General features: G+C 65.5%; 14 protein-coding genes and 1 other RNA gene. 11 read left to right on the forward strand and 4 right to left on the reverse strand.

Annotated elements, in window-relative coordinates; translation table 11 throughout:
* Nucleotides 1-330: RNase P RNA component class A (rnpB, locus tag IP91_RS17545), an RNA gene on the reverse strand.
* 119 nt (nucleotides 331-449) lie between these two features.
* Here rnpB and IP91_RS17550 point away from each other — a divergent pair.
* On the forward strand, nucleotides 450-2,147 hold the full coding sequence (locus IP91_RS17550) for a thiamine pyrophosphate-binding protein (RefSeq protein ID WP_145650389.1): 1,698 nt from the start codon (nucleotides 450-452) through the stop codon (nucleotides 2,145-2,147).
* A 6-nt stretch (nucleotides 2,148-2,153) separates the two neighbouring features.
* Here IP91_RS17550 and IP91_RS17555 read toward each other — a convergent pair whose 3' ends face one another.
* The 3 genes from IP91_RS17555 to IP91_RS26715 form a co-directional block, all read right to left on the reverse strand.
* On the reverse strand, nucleotides 2,154-2,714 hold the full coding sequence (locus tag IP91_RS17555; protein WP_145650390.1) for a hypothetical protein: 561 nt from the start codon (nucleotides 2,712-2,714) through the stop codon (nucleotides 2,154-2,156).
* A gap of 118 nt (nucleotides 2,715-2,832) precedes the next feature.
* A complete protein-coding gene (locus tag IP91_RS17560) occupies nucleotides 2,833-3,918 on the reverse strand; it encodes a porin (RefSeq protein WP_145650391.1) in 1,086 nt (361 codons plus the stop codon).
* A 167-nt stretch (nucleotides 3,919-4,085) separates the two neighbouring features.
* Entirely contained in the window at nucleotides 4,086-5,723 is a 1,638-nt protein-coding gene (locus IP91_RS26715) for a methyl-accepting chemotaxis protein (protein WP_145650392.1), read from the reverse strand.
* A gap of 347 nt (nucleotides 5,724-6,070) precedes the next feature.
* On the opposite strand from IP91_RS26715, the gene IP91_RS17570 reads away from it, so the two are divergent.
* The 10 genes from IP91_RS17570 to IP91_RS17615 all read left to right on the forward strand — a co-directional run bounded on the left by IP91_RS17570 (nucleotide 6,071) and on the right by IP91_RS17615 (nucleotide 18,287).
* A complete protein-coding gene (locus tag IP91_RS17570) occupies nucleotides 6,071-7,045 on the forward strand; it encodes a TauD/TfdA family dioxygenase (RefSeq protein WP_145650393.1) in 975 nt (324 codons plus the stop codon).
* 12 nt (nucleotides 7,046-7,057) lie between these two features.
* Nucleotides 7,058-7,975 (forward strand): AEC family transporter, encoded by a 918-nt coding sequence (locus IP91_RS17575; protein WP_145650394.1) that lies wholly within the window; start codon nucleotides 7,058-7,060, stop codon nucleotides 7,973-7,975.
* Between the two features lie 229 nt (nucleotides 7,976-8,204).
* Complete coding sequence (locus tag IP91_RS17580) at nucleotides 8,205-9,146, forward strand: MerR family transcriptional regulator (RefSeq protein WP_145650395.1); 942 nt, start codon at nucleotides 8,205-8,207, stop codon at nucleotides 9,144-9,146.
* 111 nt (nucleotides 9,147-9,257) lie between these two features.
* The gene (gene ftsY / locus IP91_RS17585) at nucleotides 9,258-10,343 is read left to right on the forward strand and encodes a signal recognition particle-docking protein FtsY (RefSeq protein WP_145650396.1); all 1,086 of its coding nucleotides are present in this window, start codon (nucleotides 9,258-9,260) and stop codon (nucleotides 10,341-10,343) included.
* Between the two features lie 2 nt (nucleotides 10,344-10,345).
* Nucleotides 10,346-11,044: a cell division ATP-binding protein FtsE gene (locus tag IP91_RS17590; RefSeq protein ID WP_145650397.1), complete on the forward strand. Its 699-nt coding sequence runs from the start codon at nucleotides 10,346-10,348 to the stop codon at nucleotides 11,042-11,044.
* Nucleotides 11,041-11,955: a permease-like cell division protein FtsX gene (gene ftsX, locus IP91_RS17595; protein WP_145650398.1), complete on the forward strand. Its 915-nt coding sequence runs from the start codon at nucleotides 11,041-11,043 to the stop codon at nucleotides 11,953-11,955. The genes IP91_RS17590 and ftsX overlap by 4 nt, the downstream gene beginning before the upstream one ends.
* Before the next feature lie 439 nt (nucleotides 11,956-12,394).
* Nucleotides 12,395-13,294 carry an RNA polymerase sigma factor RpoH gene (rpoH, locus tag IP91_RS17600; protein ID WP_145650399.1) on the forward strand — a complete coding sequence of 300 codons (900 nt, stop codon included), beginning with the start codon at nucleotides 12,395-12,397 and terminating at the stop codon, nucleotides 13,292-13,294.
* 387 nt (nucleotides 13,295-13,681) lie between these two features.
* Nucleotides 13,682-14,137 carry a hypothetical protein gene (locus IP91_RS17605; protein WP_145650400.1) on the forward strand — a complete coding sequence of 152 codons (456 nt, stop codon included), beginning with the start codon at nucleotides 13,682-13,684 and terminating at the stop codon, nucleotides 14,135-14,137.
* Nucleotides 14,134-15,888 (forward strand): gamma-glutamyltransferase, encoded by a 1,755-nt coding sequence (ggt, locus tag IP91_RS17610; RefSeq protein ID WP_145650401.1) that lies wholly within the window; start codon nucleotides 14,134-14,136, stop codon nucleotides 15,886-15,888. The genes IP91_RS17605 and ggt overlap by 4 nt, the downstream gene beginning before the upstream one ends.
* A 284-nt stretch (nucleotides 15,889-16,172) precedes the next feature.
* Nucleotides 16,173-18,287 (forward strand): TonB-dependent siderophore receptor, encoded by a 2,115-nt coding sequence (locus IP91_RS17615; RefSeq protein WP_145650402.1) that lies wholly within the window; start codon nucleotides 16,173-16,175, stop codon nucleotides 18,285-18,287.
* The last annotated feature ends 85 nt before the right edge of the window (nucleotides 18,288-18,372 follow it).

The following is an 18,372-nucleotide window of genomic DNA, read 5'->3' on the forward strand; positions in this document are numbered from 1 at the left end:
TAGTGAAGCAAGCCGATAGGCCGGATTTTGTTACGGCGCCGAAGCGCTATGACAGCCATTCCTCTAGGCGATGGATTACTCCACCGCTCAAGCTTTCTACCCGCACGCTCCGCGAGCAGCATCATCGCGTGCCTATTTGAAATTGCACCAGGTGGAGGTTACCGCGTTTCACCGTAACTTAATACGCTCGTCTCTGTGGCCCTGTTCCTCGCCTTATACCCCGAAGGGCTTTCGGCGGACGGCCGTTAACCGTCACCCCGCTCTATGGAGTCCGGACCTTCCTCCCGCCAACGCATTGCTGCATCGACCAGCGGCTGTCTGGCTTGCTTCGGGGCGTATTGTACCCGATCGCACCGGCTCATCGGATTGAAAAACCGTGTCGCCATTTGCAAAGCAGTCCACCGGGGGCGGTTCTAGAATGCCCCATCCCAATCGCTGGAGGTTCTCCGATGACGTTCCCTACCCGCTCCGGCGGCCAGATCCTGGTCGACGCCCTGAAACTCCACGGCGTCGACACGGCCTTCGGCGTGCCCGGCGAAAGCTATCTCGATGTGCTGGACGCGCTGCGCGACTCCGGCATCCGCTTCGTCATCAACCGGCAGGAAGGCGGCGCGGCCTTCATGGCGGATGCCTACGGCAAGCTGACGGGGCAGCCGGGCATCTGCTTCGTCACCCGCGGTCCTGGCGCCACGAACGCGTCGATCGGCGTGCATACGGCCTACCAGGATTCCACGCCGATGATCCTGTTCATCGGCCAGGTGGGCGGCGACTTCGTCGACCGCGAAGCCTTCCAGGAAGTGGACTACCGCCGCATGTACGGCCAGATGGCGAAATGGGTGGCGCAGATCGACCGCGCCGAACGCATTCCCGAATACCTGGCGCGCGCCTTCCAGGTGGCCACCAGCGGCCGCCAGGGTCCGGTGGTGCTGGCCCTGCCGGAAGACATGCTGGTGACGCAGGCGGCAGTCGCCGACACGCGCCGTTACCAGCCGGTGCAGGCCGCGCCTGCGCAGGAACAGATGGCGCAGCTGCGCGCGATGCTGGCACAGGCCGAACGCCCCCTGCTGCTGCTGGGCGGCAGCGGCTGGACGGACGCGGCGCGCGCCGACATCACCCGCTTCGCCGAAGACAATGCGCTGCCGGTGGCCTGCGCGTTCCGCTTCCAGGATCTGCTCGATAACGAACACCCCCACTATGCGGGCGATGTGGGCATCGGCATCAACCCGAAACTGGCGGCGCGGGTGCGCGAGGCGGACGTGCTGATCGCGCTGGGCCCGCGCCTGGGCGAGATGACGACGAGCGGCTACACGCTGCTCGAGTCCCCGGTGCCGCGCCAGCGGCTGGTGCACATCCACCCGCATGCGGAGGAACTGGGCAGCGTGTACCAGGCCGAGCTGATGATCGCCAGCGGCATGCCGCAGGCGGCGCGGATGCTGGCGGCGCTGGCACCCGTCGAGGCGGACAAGTGGCAGGCCAGCGTGGCGCAGGCGCGCGCAGAGCTGCAGGCCTGGCAGCAGCAGCCGGCCATCTTCACCGACGGCACGGCGCCACTGAACCTGTGGCAGGTCATGCAGACGATCGGCACGCTGGCGCCGCACGACGTGATCATCACGAACGGCGCCGGCAACTACGCCACCTGGGCGCACCGCTTCCATTCGTACGGCGGCGCGCGCACGCAGCTGGCGCCGACCAGCGGTGCGATGGGCTACAGCGTGCCGGCCGCCGTGGCCGCGAAGATCGTCGATCCGTCGCGCACGGTGATCGCGTTTGCCGGCGACGGCGAATTCATGATGAACGGCCAGGAGCTGGCCACGGCGGTGCAGTACGGCGCGGGCGTGATCATCATCGTCTTCAACAACCGCATGTTCGGCACGATCCGCATGCACCAGGAAAAAACCTATCCGGGCCGCGTGTCCGGCACCGAACTGGAAAATCCGGACTTCGCGGCACTGGCGCAAGCCTATGGCGGCCACGGTGAAATCGTGGAAGCCACCGCGCAGTTCGCGCCGGCCCTGGGGCGCGCCCTCGCTTTCACACGCGCGAAGGGGCTGCCAGCACTGATCGAGCTGCGCTACGACGGCAACCTGATCACGCCGGGCGCCACGCTGGAAACGCTGCGCGCCAATGCGGAGGCGGCGCGCAACTAAGGCGTATCAGCCCTGCGTCGGTGGCAGCGGCTGCCACTTCGGCGCTTCCGGCTGGCCGGCCGCCGGGGCCTCGGCCGGTTTTTCCTTCCCGGCCGGACAGGCGCGGCAGGCCTTCGGCTGCTGGCCGTAGTTGCGCACCTTGTCCAGCTTCATGGGGATCGATTCGTCCGCGCAGTAGCCGCCATCGAGCGTGAGCGTCTCGCCGTCGGCGGAGAACTTGCCGCTCAGCGTGCGCTCCGGCTCGTCCGGCGGCTGCACCGTGAAGTACATCTGCCGGCCGCGCGGATCGACATTGACATCGTTGGCGACGACGGGCCACGACAGCCCGCCGGCCGTGTATTCGTAGATCACGGTGTCCACTTCGGCAAAGCGCTGCAGCGTGATGCGCTGGCCGCCGAACTCGCCGCCCGGCTGCACGCACAGGTCGGAATAGACGGCCATGCCGTAGCGCGGGATGCCGCCTTTTTCAGCGGCGGACTTTTTATCACCCTTCGAGGGTGCGGCCGCAAGGGCGGCGCAGGAGATGGCGAGCAGTGCAAGTGCGGCGACGCGATGTGTTGTTTTCATTGGAGCAGTCGGGGCATGGGAGATGGCGCATTCTAACGCGCCCATAAAAAAACCGGCCGCCCGAAGGCAGCCGGTTTTCGGTGCGGCCAGGCGAACCTGGCCGGCAAGCGAGAAACGCTTAGAACGAGTGACGCACGCCCACGTTGAACGCGGTGTCGCCCGTACCGACTTCGGTGTTGCCACCGACGGTGTACGAAGCGCCGTTGCGGTTGTCGATGCGCGCGTACGACACGTAGGCCGTGGTGCGCTTCGAGATGTCGTGCGTGTAGCCCAGGGCCCACTGCTTGGCATCGCGGTTGGCGAATTCACGGTCGTCGGCGTAGATGTACGACACGATGACCTTGCCGGTCTTGCCAGCGACAGGGATCTGCACGCCCACCAGGCCGTCGCGGCTGTCCTGCGACGCGGCGATGGCAGCCGTCGTGTACGCGGTACCGTTCGGGTAGGCGACGCTGTTCAGGCCCTTGTTCTGGTTGTACATGAAGAACGCTTTGGCGACGTTGAAGTCATAGTTCACGGCCAGCAGGCTGTTGTGGCCGATGCCGCGCTCGACGACCGGTGCGATGCCGGTGGCGGTGTCGTTGTTGCGGTTGTTGTACGCCAGACGCGCGTTCAGCGGGCCGTTGGTGTACGACAGCGCAGCGCTGACCTGACGGCCGGCCGACGAATCGGACTGCTCGCCGAAGCCGTAGAACACTTCGCCGGAGAAGCCGTTGAACAGCGGCGTCTGGTACACGACGGCGTTGCTGTTACGCAGGTTGATGCCGTTGGCCGGGAACAGGTTCTTGGCCGAGCCAGCCAGGCCGGCGGCGAACGGGTCACCGACCTGGGCCAGGGCGTTGTACCAAGGGGTGTACTGGCGGCCGACCGTCAGGGTGCCGGCGGTGTTCGAACGCAGGCCGACGAAGGCCTGGCGGTTGAACAGCGTGTTGTTCGTGTTGTCCAGGGTGCCGTCGTCGACCTTGTAGCCGGTTTCCAGCGTGAAGATCGCGGACAGGCCGCCACCCAGGTCTTCGGTACCGCGGAAGCCGATACGCGAAGCGTTGGCCACGCCGGACGACAGCTTGGTCACGTTGCCCAGCTTGCCGCCGCGCTCGCTGACGATACCTGCATCGACGATACCGTAGATCGTTACATTCGATTGTGCAAAAGCGGCGCTGCTCATGGCGCCCAGAACTGCGACGGAGATTAGAGTTTTTTTCATTACTTTTCCTTCAGTTGTGTTGCATCTAAAAATAAGGCAACGGCTAAATGATGCTGAGTCGACAGTGCGGTGCTTGGGCTACATGGTCCCGGACCGCTTATGGTGAGGGCAAACCCCGAATTGCCACTGTGCCGCGTGCCCCGGATCGGGGCGGCGGCGTTCACGTGTTATCGCGGCCGATTCAATCGCGCCGTCTTGCTGCCGGTGCCAGGGGCACTGGAGGCGGCACTATACTGAGGCTTTGACAATCCATCAAGAGTAAAGATACTGACCAGCTGGGCCAGGCTGGCGGCCTGGTCCTTCATGCTGTGCGATGCCGCGGTGGCTTCTTCCACCAGTGCCGCGTTCTGCTGCGTGACGGAATCCATTTCGGCGATGGCTTCGTTGACCTGCACGATGCCCGCGCTTTGTTGCTGTCCTGCAACAGTAATCTCGCCCATGATGTCCGTGACGCGGCGGACGCTGACCACCACTTCCTGCATCGTGCTGCCGGCCTGGTTCACCAGTTTCGTGCCCGCTTCCACTTCGCCGACCGAGTCGCCGATCAGTTCCTTGATCTCGCGCGCCGCCGCGGCGGAGCGCTGCGCCAGGTTGCGCACTTCCGAGGCCACCACCGCGAAGCCGCGGCCCTGCTCACCGGCACGGGCCGCTTCCACCGCGGCGTTGAGCGCCAGGATGTTGGTCTGGAAAGCGATGCCGTCGATCACGCCCGTGATGTCCGAGATCTTCTTTGCCGACTCGTTGATGGAACCCATCCGTTCAACCACCTGCGACACCACCTGGCCGCCCTGCTCGGCGATGGCCGAAGCGCTGACGGCCAGCTCGTTGGCCTGGCGCGCGCTGTCGGAGTTGTGGCGCACGGTGGAGGTCAGTTCCTCCATCGATGCCGCCGTTTCCTCCAGCGAGCTCGCCTGTGCTTCGGTGCGGGCCGACAGATCCAGGTTGCCGGCCACGACCTGCTGCGCCGCGCTGCCGATCGTATCGGTGGCCTGGCGCACCTGGCCGACGATATTGGCCAGGCTGTCACGCATCGTCTTCATTGCGTACAGCAGGCTGGAATCGTCGCCGGCGCGGGTGCGCACATCGACGCTCAGCTCGCCTGCGGCAATCTGGTTGGCCAGCTTCACCGCGTACTGCGGTTCACCGCCCAGGGTATTGACGAGCCAGCGGGTAATCACCAGCGCGCCCAGCGCGCCGATCGCCACCGAAAACACCAGCAGGCCGATGATCCATGCGCGGGAAGAATTGTATACCTGATCACCAAATTTTGCCGCCTGGGTGCCGCCTTCGCCGTAATATTTGACCAGCTTGTCAACCTGGCCGCGCAAGGCCACGATCAGTTTATTCGACTCGCCCCGAATGAGCTGCTTGGCCAGCGGCGTGTCCTGGGCGCGCACGGCGGCACGCAGTTTGGCGTCCTCCGTCATGTAGCGTTCCCACAACACCGTGAACTCGTTGTACAGTGCGCGCTCTTCCGGCGTCTCGATCAGCGTGACGTATTCGTCCTGCATTTTCTTCAGTTCGACGAGGTCGTTGGCGATCACCTTGTCATATTTGTCCAGCTCGGCCACTTCGTCCGAGATGATGTATTGCAGTTCGCGGGTGCGGACCCGGGCGATCTGCGACTTGATGTCCTGGATCACGCGCATCGCCGGCATCCAGCGGTGCGACAGGTCGCTGGCGGTGTCGTTCACCTTGGCCAGCTGGTTGATCGAGAAGATGCCGACGAACGCCGTCAGCAGCAGGACGACGGCAAAGGCCAGTCCCAGTTTGGTAGAGAGCTTGCGCTCGATGAGCCACTTCATGTCGGTCCTTGTCAGGTTGTCCAGTGAGCAGGGAAATTGCTGAGAGGCAATATTCTATCGCATTGCGGCGGCGCACGATTGAATGCACAAAAAGTTTGCGTGACATTGTCACAATGTGTCGTTTTTCCGCATTTCCGAATTTTCACTTATGGCGGACAAGGACTTGCACCAACTTTGCAAACTTCCCTATGACGGAGCACTGGCGCAATAAACATTTCTACGAGGATATGGTCACCTTTTGGCATTATGTGTGTTGCAACGCACAAAACTCCGCTTGAAACTTGTTCAGCAATGGAAGAAAATGGCTCCATTATTGCCGTGTGGCAATTCCACCCACAGGAGCTTCCATGTTTTCTTCGATTGAGCAATCCGGCAACATCGCTGTCGTACAAACCAACTTTTCCTGGGGCGAAGACCTCGCCCGCGTGATCGCCATCGTCGAGCGCCACTTCGACGACTTCAACGGCAACGGCTTCTATCCGCATCCCGACGAAGAGTCCCTGCAGCGCGAGCTGCTGCAAGTGCCCACGCTGGCCAAGTTCGCCGCCCAGGTCGGCAGCCGCAAGGCCCGCGGCCTGGCCATCACGGGCCTCGGCCTGGCCGGCATGTCCGAAGCGCACCGCAACGCCGTGCTGTACGCCATCGCGCTGACCCAGGGTTTCCCGACCTCCACCGACCAGCGCACCAAGCGCGTCGCCTGGGATGTGCGGGCCCGCGCCGGCACCCAGTCCAAATTCGTCACCTTCTCCGAGCGCGTCGGCAATGCCGACATGCACACGGACTCGTCGTTCTACCCGATGCCGGAAGAGCAGTTCATGCTGTACGTGGTGTCGTCCGCCCGCTGCAACGGTGGCGAGTCGCTGCTGATCGACGTGGAAGACATCGTGGCCGAACTGCAGAAGACCGAAGCCGGCCGCGCCGCCTACGCGCTGCTGCTGACCCGCGACGTGCCGTTCCGCGTGCCGTCCGTGTACGCGGCCCAGGACGACCAGGTCGAAATATTCTACGCCCCGGTCTTCCACTCGGAAGGCACGGCGATGCGGTGGCGCTACGATTCGATTGAAAAAGGACTTGCGGCGCGCCCCGATCTGGCCACGCCCGACCTGGTGGCCGCCCTGCGCCTGCTGAACGACGTGATCGAAACGGGTGCGCCGCGCTTCGTGCGCCAGCTGCCGGACGATACACTGCTGTGCGCGGACAACCACCGCACGCTGCACGGCCGCGCGATGTACACGGACCCGGACCGCCACCTGATCCGCATCCGCATCTCGAGCACGCCGAACGCGCTGCGCGTGGGCCCTTCCGGCGTCGCCGCGGACTAAGGAGTTTCTGCAATGCTGGCATCCATCATCCCCGTATTCCTGATCCTGCTGCTCGGGGTGGCCATCCGCCGCTACGGCTGGATGCCGGCCGACTTCTTCCCGTCGATCGAGAAGTTCTCGTACAACATCGCCTTCCCGGCCATGCTGTTCGCCGGCACCGCGCGGCTGTCGTTCCACGGCAGCCAGGTGGGAGAACTGGCGCTGGCGACGCTGCTGCCGACCTTCCTGATCGTCGTGCTGACACTGGCGTCGCTGCTGCTGATGCCGACGCTGCCAGGTGCCAGCCGCTCCTCGGTGATGCAGGGCGCGATGCGTCCCAACACGTATTTCGGCCTGGCCGTGGCGGCACTCGTGTTCGATGCCAAGACGGCCTCGCTGGTGATGCTGGCGCTGGCGCTGTGCCTGCCGGTGGTGAATGCCCTGTCCGTCATCGCGCTGGCCTGGTGGAGCGGCAGCAAGCCGAACCTGGCCACCGTCGGCAGGACGCTGGCACGCAACCCGATCATCCAGGCCACGCTGGCCGGCGTGATCGTCAGCCTGCTGGACATCGCGCTGCCGACCGCGCTGATGAACACGCTCGACATCCTCGGCAAGTCGGCCACCGCGCTGGGCCTGCTGTGCGTGGGCGGCGGCCTGGTGTTTTCGCTGGAAGGCGCGCGCCCCGGCGCGCTGGCCGTCAGCTCGGTGCTGAAACTGCTGGCGATGCCGCTGCTCGCCGCCCAGGTGTGCCTGCTGGCCGGCGTGGCGCCGGAGGTGGCGCTGGCCGCGTGCTTCTACTGCGCCTTGCCGACCGCGCCGAATGCGTACATCATGGCGCGCCAGCTGGGCGGCGACACGCGCCTGATGGCATCCCTGATCACCTTGCAGACGCTGCTCGCCCTCGTGACCGTACCGCTGAGCCGCCTGTTCATGCCGGCACTGGGTGCGTAACTAAAAGTCAACGGCATTCATTCATTTAAAATATTTTTCGCCTTATTGTCCAATACAAACGTGCGGCAACACGTTAAAAGGAGTAAATTCTGCTTACCCCGTCTACCATGTCGTGGACAATTAGGTACGTAGTAACAATTGCCATACAACATCTTGCTCTCACTGCAATTTTTCCGGTTGAAAAGGACTGTAGAATGCCGGATGCCCAATGCAGGAGTCGCCCGCGCAGATGAATAACAGCACCTTATCCCCGTCACTTTTGTGCACGATCAGCGACGTGGAGCGCGACACGGGCGTTGCCAAGGAAACCCTGCGGGTGTGGGAGCGGCGTTACGCCTTCCCGAATCCCGGGCGCGATCCTTTCGGCGAGCGCGTGTATTCCACCGACCAGGTCCAGAAACTGCGCCTCGTCAAGCGCCTCATCGACATGGGCTTCCGGCCCGGCAAGGTGATCGGCTGCACCGTCGCTGAACTGCAGGCGCTGGCCGAGAAGACCACCGCCAGTGCCCGCCCCCGCCCGCGCGGCCCCACACCGGACCTGCAACCGTTCCTCGACCTGGTCCGCAACCACCAGAGCGACACCCTGCGCCGCAAGCTGTCGCAGGCGCTGCTCGTGATGGGCATGCGCAATTTCGTCATCGAGCTGATGGCGCCGCTGACGATCGCCGTCGGCGATGCCTGGGCCTGCGGCGACCTGGGCGTCTGGGAAGAACACCTGTTCTCGGAAACCATGCAGATGGTGATCCGCAGCGCCATCTTCTCCGTGCCGGCCATGAATGCCGCCAGCAGCGGCCTGCGGCCGCGCATCGTGCTGACCACGATGCCGCAGGAAAAGCATGGCCTGGGCCTGCTGATGACGGAAGCGCTGCTGGCCGCCGAAGGCGCCGCCTGCATGTCGCTGGGCGTGCAGACGCCGCTGCCGGATATCGTCGAGGCTGCCCACGGCCTGCAGGTCGATGTAGTGGCGCTGTCCTTCTCCACTTCGGTCAATACGCGGCAGGTGCTGGACTCGCTGAAGGAGCTGCGCGCGCGGCTGCCGGAAACGGTGGAGATCTGGGCCGGCGGGGGCAATGCCGCGCTGCGCCGCCGTGCGCCCGAGTATGTGCAGGTGCTGTCGCTGCACGACATTGCCGGTGCGCTGGCCGACTGGCGCCTGCGCATGCGCGACTGACGGCCGCCGTCGGCGTGCCGGATGAGCAAGGCGTGCGGACCGCTCTGGTAGAATAGCCGACGCGCATCCTTACCTATAGAGATCAGCAGCCGCCCCGGCGGCCCGCCACCCATGTTCAGCTTCTTCAAGAAAAAACCCGTCACGCCCGACGCGGCAACGCCTGCGCCAGTGCCCGTGCCGGCACCTGCATTGCCCCCCGCGTTGTCCCCCGTTTCTTCGCCGGCCTTCGACCCCGCAGCCGGCCACCCTCCCGCCGAACCGCTGTCCTTCGAGATGGAGACGGCACCCCGCCTGGCGGCGAAACAGTCCTGGATGAGCCGCCTGAAGGCCGGCCTGTCGAAGACCTCCGCCAATCTGTCCGTGCTGTTCGTCGGCGCCCGCATCGACGACGACCTGTATGACGAGCTGGAAGGCGCGCTGCTGATGGCCGATGCCGGCATCGATGCGACGCAGTACCTGCTCGATGCGCTGAAGCGCCGGGTCAAGGACGACAAGCTGCTCGATGCGGCCGCCGTCAAGGTGGCGCTGAAGGAACTGATGATCGACCTGCTGCGCCCGCTGGAAAAGGGCTTCGAGCTGGGCCGGCACCAGCCCACCGTGATGATGATCTCCGGCGTGAACGGCGCCGGCAAGACGACGACCATCGGCAAGCTCGCCAAGCACATGCAGGCCCACGGCCAGTCCGTGCTGCTGGCTGCCGGCGACACGTTCCGCGCCGCCGCGCGCGAGCAGCTGATGGTCTGGGGCCAGCGCAACGACGTGACCGTCGTCTCGCAGGCGTCGTGCGACCCGGCCGCCGTGTCGTATGACGCGGTGCAGTCCGGCAAGGCGAAAGGCACCAATGTCGTGATGATCGACACGGCCGGCCGCCTGCCCACCCAGCTGCACCTGATGGCCGAACTGCAGAAGATCCAGCGCGTGATCGGCAAGGGCATGGACGGCGCGCCCCATGAAACGCTGCTCGTCATCGACGGCAACACGGGCCAGAACGCGCTGGCGCAGGTGAAAGCCTTCGACGACGCGCTGGGACTGACCGGCCTGATCATCACGAAGCTGGACGGCACCGCGAAAGGCGGCGTGCTGGCCGCCATCGCGCGCGTGCGCCCGGTGCCCGTGTACTTCATCGGCATCGGCGAACAGATCGAGGATCTGCAGCCGTTCGACGCGACGGAATTCGTCGAGGCGCTGCTCGGCTGACCATGATCGAATTCGCCAACGTCACCAAACAATATGCCGGTCACGGCGCGAGCAGCCACAGCGCACTGCGCGACGTCTCGCTGACGGTCGCCAAGGGCGAGCTGGTCTACCTGGCCGGCCCGTCCGGCGCCGGCAAGTCCACGCTGCTCAAGCTGATCGCCGCCATGGAGCGCCCGAGCGCCGGCACGGTCACCGTCAACGGCACCGACATCGGCCGCCTGAAGCATGCCGGCATTCCCTTCCTGCGCCGCAACCTGGGCCTGATCTTCCAGCAGCAGCGCCTGCTCACCGACCGCTCCGTGCTGGCCAATGTGATGATGCCGATGCTGGTGACCGGCCTGCCGCGCGCGCAGTCCGAGGACCGGGCCCGCGCCGCACTCGATAAAGTGGGCCTGCTGGACCGCGCAGCTGCCCATCCGCTGGCCCTGTCCGGCGGCGAGCAGCAGCGCGTGTCGATCGCGCGCGCCATCGTCAACCGGCCGCAGATCATCCTGGCCGACGAACCCACCGCCAACCTGGATCGCGCCAGCGCCACCAAGGTCTTCGATGCGCTCCGCGCGTTCAACAAGGTGGGCGTGACCTGCCTGATCTCGACGCACGACGAGCACGTGCTGGACAGCGCCACCCGCGTGATCCACCTGAGGCAGGGCATGCTGCAGGATGGCGTGCCGGCGGCCCCAGCGCAGGAGGTGGCGCCATGAGCATCTGGTTCCGTCAACACGGCTTTGCGCTGGGTGCCGCGCTGGTGCATGTGCGCCGCGCGCCCGGCTCCTTCCTGTTCAATATCCTCGTCGTGGCGATCGCGCTGGCGCTGCCGTTTGCCGGCCTGACCGTGCTCGACAATGTGCGGCCCGTGTCCGAACAGCTGTCGGTGGACCCGGAGCTGTCCGTGTTCCTGAAACCGGACCTGCCGCGCGAGCATGCGCAGGGCCTGGCCGGCGCGCTGCGCGCCGCCGCGCACGATGCCAGGATCATCTTCGTGCCCCGCGAGCAGGCGCTGGAGGACCTGCAGGAAAAGAACGGCGTGGCCGGCGTGGTCGACACGCTGGGCGCCAATCCCCTGCCGGACAGCTACATCGTGCGCCTGAACGCGTTCCAGGGTGCGGCCCAGGCGGCGGACATCGACGACATCGCCGACCAGATGCGGGCGGTGCCGGGCGTGGAATCCGTGCAGGTGGACTCGGCGTGGGTGAAGCGGCTGTCCGCGCTGCTGGGCGTGCTGCGCATGGGCCTGCTGCTGCTGGCGGCCACGCTGGGCACTGTCGTGATCGCCGTCGTGTTCAACACCATCCGGCTGCAGGTGCTGACACAGCGCGAGGAAATCCTCGTCTCGCGGCTGATCGGCGCCACCGACACCTACATCCAGCGCCCCTTCTATTACACGGGCGCGCTGCTGGGCCTGTGCGCCGGTGGCGTGGCACTGGGCGCCGTGGCGCTGTCGCTGCGGCCGTTGAACGGTGCGATCGCCGAATTCGCCCGGCTGTACGCGTCCGAGTTCCAGCTGGCGCCCCTGCAGCCACTGGCGATGGGCCTGCTGCTGGCGCTGTCCGCCGGGCTGGGCCTGGTGGGTGCGGCGCTGTCGGTGCGCCGGCAACTGAAGCGTCTTTCCTGACGAAAAAATCGGGTAGCGAGGCCTTGTAAAAGGCGTAAGCCGCCCGCATTTCTTGCCGTAGCCCTTCTCCTTGGCGTACAACATGGCTGGCCGTCGTCCTACACGACCGCCGGCAGGTTCGTGCGTTCACGCACAGAGTGCGTTTCTTCCCCCACTTAACCTTGATACCAACCCATTGATGCAGCGCAAACGCGCGGCGACGAGGGTCTGCACAAGGCTAATTATCCCTTTGGTCTGATAGGTTTTTCACTATCAAAGCCATAGAATCACAGCCATTGGCACTCGTCGAGTGAGAGTGCTAATATGTGTTCAAACGCAATGTGATGGCCGAATCGGCCCTTTCCAAGGGTTAAGACCGGATTAAGTTCATCACTGCATGCTGTAGAAGTGCCGCAGCAATCTCGCGCGGCACGGGCAAGACTTCGAGCGAGGAATGAAAATGACTACCATGTCCGCACCAACCGCTGTAGTACCAGCCGGCACCAGTGCACTCGGACTCGGGTTCAGCGGCAACCTGGGTAACCTGGATGCCTACATTTCCGCCGTGAACCGCCTGCCGATGCTGACGCATGAAGAAGAAGTGTCGCTGGGCCAGCGGCTGAAACAGAACAACGATCTGAAAGCCGCCGAAAAACTGGTGATGTCCCACCTGCGCCTGGTCGTGTCGATCGCCCGCGGCTACCTGGGCTACGGCCTGCCGCATGCCGACCTGATCCAAGAGGGCAATATCGGCCTGATGAAAGCCGTCAAGCGCTTCGATCCGGACCAGGGCGTGCGCCTCGTGTCCTATGCGATGCACTGGATCAAGGCCGAGATGCACGAGTACATCCTGAAGAACTGGCGCCTGGTGAAAGTGGCCACGACGAAGGCGCAGCGCAAGCTGTTCTTCAACCTGCGCAGCCACAAGACCGGCCTGGACGCGATGACGCCGGCGCAGATCGACCAGCTGGCGAAAACGCTGGACGTGAAGCGCGAGGAAGTGATCGAGATGGAAACCCGCCTGTCGGGCCGCGACATCGCCCTCGAAGCGCCGACCGACGACGAGGACGACAAGTTCTCGCCGATCGCCTACCTGTCGTCCGACCTGTCGGAGCCGACCAGGGTGCTGGAAGCGGAACAGGTCACGCGCCTGCAGTCGGAAGGCCTGGAAACGGCGCTGTCGAAGCTGGACCCACGTTCGCGCCGCATCGTCGAAGCACGCTGGCTGGCCAACGACGACGGGTCGGGCGCCACGCTGCACACGCTGGCCGCTGAATTCGGCGTCTCGGCCGAGCGCATCCGCCAGATCGAATCGGCCGCGCTGAAGAAGATGAAGACCGCTCTCGCCGCCTACGTTTAACGGCTTGCGCGCTCCCCGAAACCCGGCCCCGGCCGGGTTTTGTTTTTGGTGGCTGGCTTCATGCTGGTGTCTGACATCGTGCTGGTGCCTGACATCGTGCCGGTGTCTGACCTACTTCTTGCCGCAGATTCTCCCTGCACCCGCTTCCCTTGTCGGGAATGGTGCCAGACACCGGCCTTCCCGCCGGGCTGATGAGCCATGCGACCTGCGAGACACCGCTCGCGCTGGTGTCTGGCATCATCCGCCAAACACCCGTGGCTGCCAGCCACGCTGCACGCGGGACGAAATGCCGGACAGCGGTCCCCTCTAGCTCTCAGCCGTGCGCCGCCCATGATGACACTTCGCTAAGATATGTTTCTCGGCCCACATGGCCGAATGGAGGCAATCTTGAGAACACGAGTTGGAAGGGGCTTCATCGCCACCCTCGCTTTCGCACTGCTGTTCGGTATCGTGGCGGCCTGCACCGTGACCGGCAGCCCCGCAGGCGAAGGCAAACCCAGGAAGACCAGCGCCAGCTACACGCTGCGCCAGGGCGAGATCGTCATGCTGTCGCCCGGCACCACGCTGAAGCTGGAACGCGTCAACGACAGCCGCTGCAAGCAGGGCGCTGTGTGCGTCTGGGCCGGCTTCATCAGCTACACGTTCGCGCTGGCCGGCCCGCATGGCACCCGCAGCTTCGTGCTGGCCGAGAACATGCCGAATGCGGCGCCCAGCGCCACGCTCGATGGCCTGACATTCGCACTGGAGAAACTGGAACCGCCGGAGCCGCCCGCCCTCGATGCGCCGGCGCCGGATTATCGGGTAAGCTTGCGCGTATCCATCGCCCAGCCTGCCAGCCCATGACCCCTCTCCGCCAGCGCCATCTCACCACCGCCATCCTCCTCACCCTCAGCTGCACCATCGCCATCGCGAAGACGCCCGTCGCCACCGGCACGGGTGGTGCCGTGGCGACCATCAGCGAGGAGGCGTCACGCGCGGCGCTGACGATCCTGAACCGCGGCGGCAATGCCGTCGATGCGGCCGTGGCGGCGGCCGCCACGCTGGGCGTGACGGACCCGTTTTCCTGCGGCGTAGGCGGCGGCGGCTTCATGGTGCTGTACCTGGCCAAGGACAAGCGCGTGATCACCATCGATCACCGCGAGACAGCGCCGATGTCGTTCCAGCCCGCGGTATTCCTCGACAACGGCAAGGAGATGGACTTCGAGACGGTCGTTGCCAGCGGCATGTCGGTCGGCGTGCCCGGCACCGTGCGCGGCTGGCACGAAGCACTGCAGCGCTACGGCACCATGTCGTTCAGGGACGTGCTGGCGCCGGCAATCGGCGTGGCGGACAAGGGCTTCACCGTCAGCGAGAATTTCACCCACCTGGTCGACCAGAACACCGCCAAGTTCAGCCGCTTCCCTGCCACTGCCGCCCTGTACCTGCGCAACGGCAAGGCCATCCGGGCCGGCACGCTGCTGCGCAATCCTGACCTGGCGCGCACCTACCAGACGCTGGCCAGGGGCGGCGTCAAGGCCTTCTACCAGGGCCCGCTGGCCCGGGCCATCGTCGATGCCGTCAACCGTCCTGCCACCGCGCCCGGCATGACGGTGCGCGGCGGCGCGATGACGCTGGCCGACCTGGCGAACTACGAAGCGCGCATCCGCCAGCCCGTGCACAGCACCTACCGTGGCTACGACCTGTACGGCATGCCGCTGCCGAGCAGTGGCGGCGTGGCCGTGTTCGAGGCGCTGAACATCCTGGAAGGCTGGGACCTAAAATCCCTGCCGCGCGACAGGGCCGAGCACCTGTACCTGGAGGCCAGCCGTCTGGCGTTCGCCGACCGCAATGCCTACCTGGCCGACCCGGAATATGTCGATGCGCCCATCGCGGGACTGCTCAGCAAGGGCTACGCGGCGCAGCGGCGCGCGCTCGTCGATGAGACGCGCGCTGCCAGCGGTCCCGTCGCGGCGGGCGATCCGTATCCCTTCCAGCAGGATGCCAGCGTGCCGCTGCGTCCCGCCGCTGTGAAACTGCAGCAGGAAGGCGCGCACACCACGCACCTGACCGTCTCCGACAAGGACGGCAACATCGTCTCCTACACCTTCACCATCGAATCGTGGGGCGGCAGCGGCATCGTCGTGCCGGGCCACGGCTTCCTGCTCAATAACGAGATGACGGACTTCGACTTCACCGGTCCGCAGCCGAACGTGCCGGAGGCGGGCAAGCGGCCGCGCAGCAGCATGGCGCCGACCATCGCGCTGAAGGACGGCAAGCCGGCGTTCTCGATCGGCAGCCCGGGCGGCGCCACGATCATCACCACCGTGCTGCAGACGATCGTCAACTACGTCGACCTGGGCATGCGCATGGACCAGGCCGTCGATGCGCCGCGGCTGTCCGAACGGAACGGCACCGCCACCGATATCGAGCCCGGCTTCGCCACCGGCGCGCAGGCCGGCACGCTGGCCCGCTACGGCCAGCGCTGGTCCGACGCCCCCGAGGAAATCGGCGCCGCCAACGCCCTCGTCTTCAACCCGGACGGCACCGTCACGGCCGTCAGCGAAGGCCACCGCCACGGCATCGGCAGCGCGCTGGTGCAGAAGTCCGCGCACTGACTCTCGGCAAGCGCTACAGCCGAGTTCGTGTCCTGGGGCCAGGCACCCTGACACGAGCTGAACAACTGAATTTCGACGCCGGTTGGCGCAGCCTGCTCTCTTTGCGAGACACTCAGAAAAAACGGTTGAGTCCGTGTCACAGTGCCTGACCCCACGTGACACGGACTCGGCCATTCATGCCACGGGATCCCTTTACGAACCTTTACAGCACGGCATGCTTGTCGGTCGATACGTAGATGCCCTAAAATGAGAATAATTCTCATTCTCAAACATATAAGGACATCATGCCCGCTCCCATCGCCCACCTGCGTCCCACCGCCGCCGCCCTCGCAGCGGCCCTGCTGTGCGGTGCCGCCCATGCGGCCCCTGATCCCGCGCCGGAGGAGCAACAGCAGCAGATGACGACGGTGGTCGTGCAGGGCAGCGCCATCGAGGACAGCTACACGGTCAAGGACAGCAAGGGCTCCGCCCGCCTCGACCTGTCGCTGCGCGAGACGCCTCAATCGGTCAGCGTGATCACCCGCGCGCAGCTGGACGACTTCCGCCTCGACACCGTCAACGACATGCTGGCCACCACCACCGGCGTGACGGTCGAACGCGTCGAGAACGACCGCACCTACTACACGGCGCGCGGCTTCGACATCACCAATTTCCAGTACGACGGCGTGGGCATCCCCTTCGTCTCCGGCCTGGTGCAGGGCGACCTGGACACCGTGCTGTACGACCGCGTGGACGTGGTGCGCGGCGCGAATGGCCTGATGTCCGGCACCGGCAATCCGTCCGCCACCGTCAACTTCATTCGCAAGCGCCCGACGAGCACGTTCCAGGCCTCGGCCGCCCTCACCTACGGCTCGCATGCGAAGAAGCGCGCCGAAGCGGACATCTCCGGCGCGCTGAACGAAGCCGGCACGGTCACCGGCCGCATCGTCGCCGCCTACCAGGATGGCGACTCGTACATCGACCGCTACTCGGCCGACCGCAAGGTGTTCTACGGCGTGATCGAAGCGAAGCTGGCACAGGACACCACGCTCACTGTCGGCCACTCCAGCCAGATCAGCGACACGAAGGGCGGCATGTGGGGCGCGCTGCCCCTGTACTACACGGACCTGACGCCGACCGACCTGCCGGTGGGCTACTCGACGGCGGCCGACTGGACCCGCAACCACTTCAACGACCAGAGGACGTTCGTGGAGCTGGTCCAGCGCTTCGGCAACGGCTGGCGCGCGCAGGCCACGCTGGCCCGCAACACGACGAAGAACGACGGCAAGCTGTTCTACACCTACGGCACGCCGGACCGCGCCACCGGCTTCGGCCTGTTCTCGTATCCGTCGCTGTACGCATCGGACAACCGGCAGACGCTGGCCGAAGCCTCCGCCACCGGCCAGTTCACGCTGGGCGGCCGGCGGCATGACCTGACGTTCGGCGCCAACTGGTCCCGCTCCACGCTCGACGACGTGTCGCACTACGGCCAGGGCATCGGCACGGCGCTGGTGCCGCTGGACCAATGGACCGGCGTCTATCCGGAACCGGCCTTCGACGCAGGCATCGATGGCAGCGCGTATGTCGACCGCCGCAAGTCCGCCTTCGTTGCCGCGCGCTTCGATCTCGCCGATCCCCTGAAGCTGATCACGGGCGTGACGCACACGAAGGCGGACAGCACCGGCAACGCGTATGGCGTGACCCGCTTCAAATCGGCTGCGAAGACCACGCCCTACCTGGGCCTGACCTACGAGCTGGCGCCGGCGCTCACGGCCTACACGAGCTACACGGAGATCTTCAACCCGCAAAGCGAAACGGACATCACCGGTGCCACGCTGGCGCCGATGGAAGGCAGGACGCGGGAGGCCGGCGTCAAGGGCGAATGGTTCGACGGCCGCCTGAATGCCGCGGCCGCGGTCTACAAGACGAAGCAGCTGAACACCGCCGAGCAGGCCGGCATGGTCGGCGTGAAGGCCTATTACCGCGGCGTGGATGCGGAAGCGAAGGGCTTCGAGTTCGACCTGGGCGGCGAGCTGGCAAAAGGCCTGCAGGCCAGCGCCGGCTTCTCCGTGCTGCACCTGGAAGATGAACAGGGCAATGCTGCCCGCACCTATGTCCCGCGCCGCACGCTGCGCTTCTCCGCCACCTACCAGCTGCCGGCCGTGCCGAAGCTGCGCGTGGGCGCCAGCGCGACGTGGCAGGACGACATCTACCGCAACGAAGCCGATGGCGCGGTGATCCGCCAGCCGTCCTACGCGGTGCTGGGCCTGATGGCGCGCTACGAGATCGACCGCCAGCTGTCGCTCGCCGTGAACGTCAACAACCTCGCGGACAAGAAATACCTCACGAGCCTGTACTGGAGCCAGGCCCTGTACGCCGCGCCGCGCACTGCCAGCGCCACGCTGAACTGGAAGTACTGATTCCAGCCGTCCCGCGAGCGCCACTGCCGAGCTCCTGTCCCGGTGCCTGGCTCCATGACGCAAGCTCAGCCATTGCGTACTGTCC

This window comes from Pseudoduganella lurida, assembly GCF_007830455.1.
Classification (GTDB): Bacteria; Pseudomonadota; Gammaproteobacteria; order Burkholderiales; family Burkholderiaceae_D; genus Rugamonas; species Rugamonas lurida.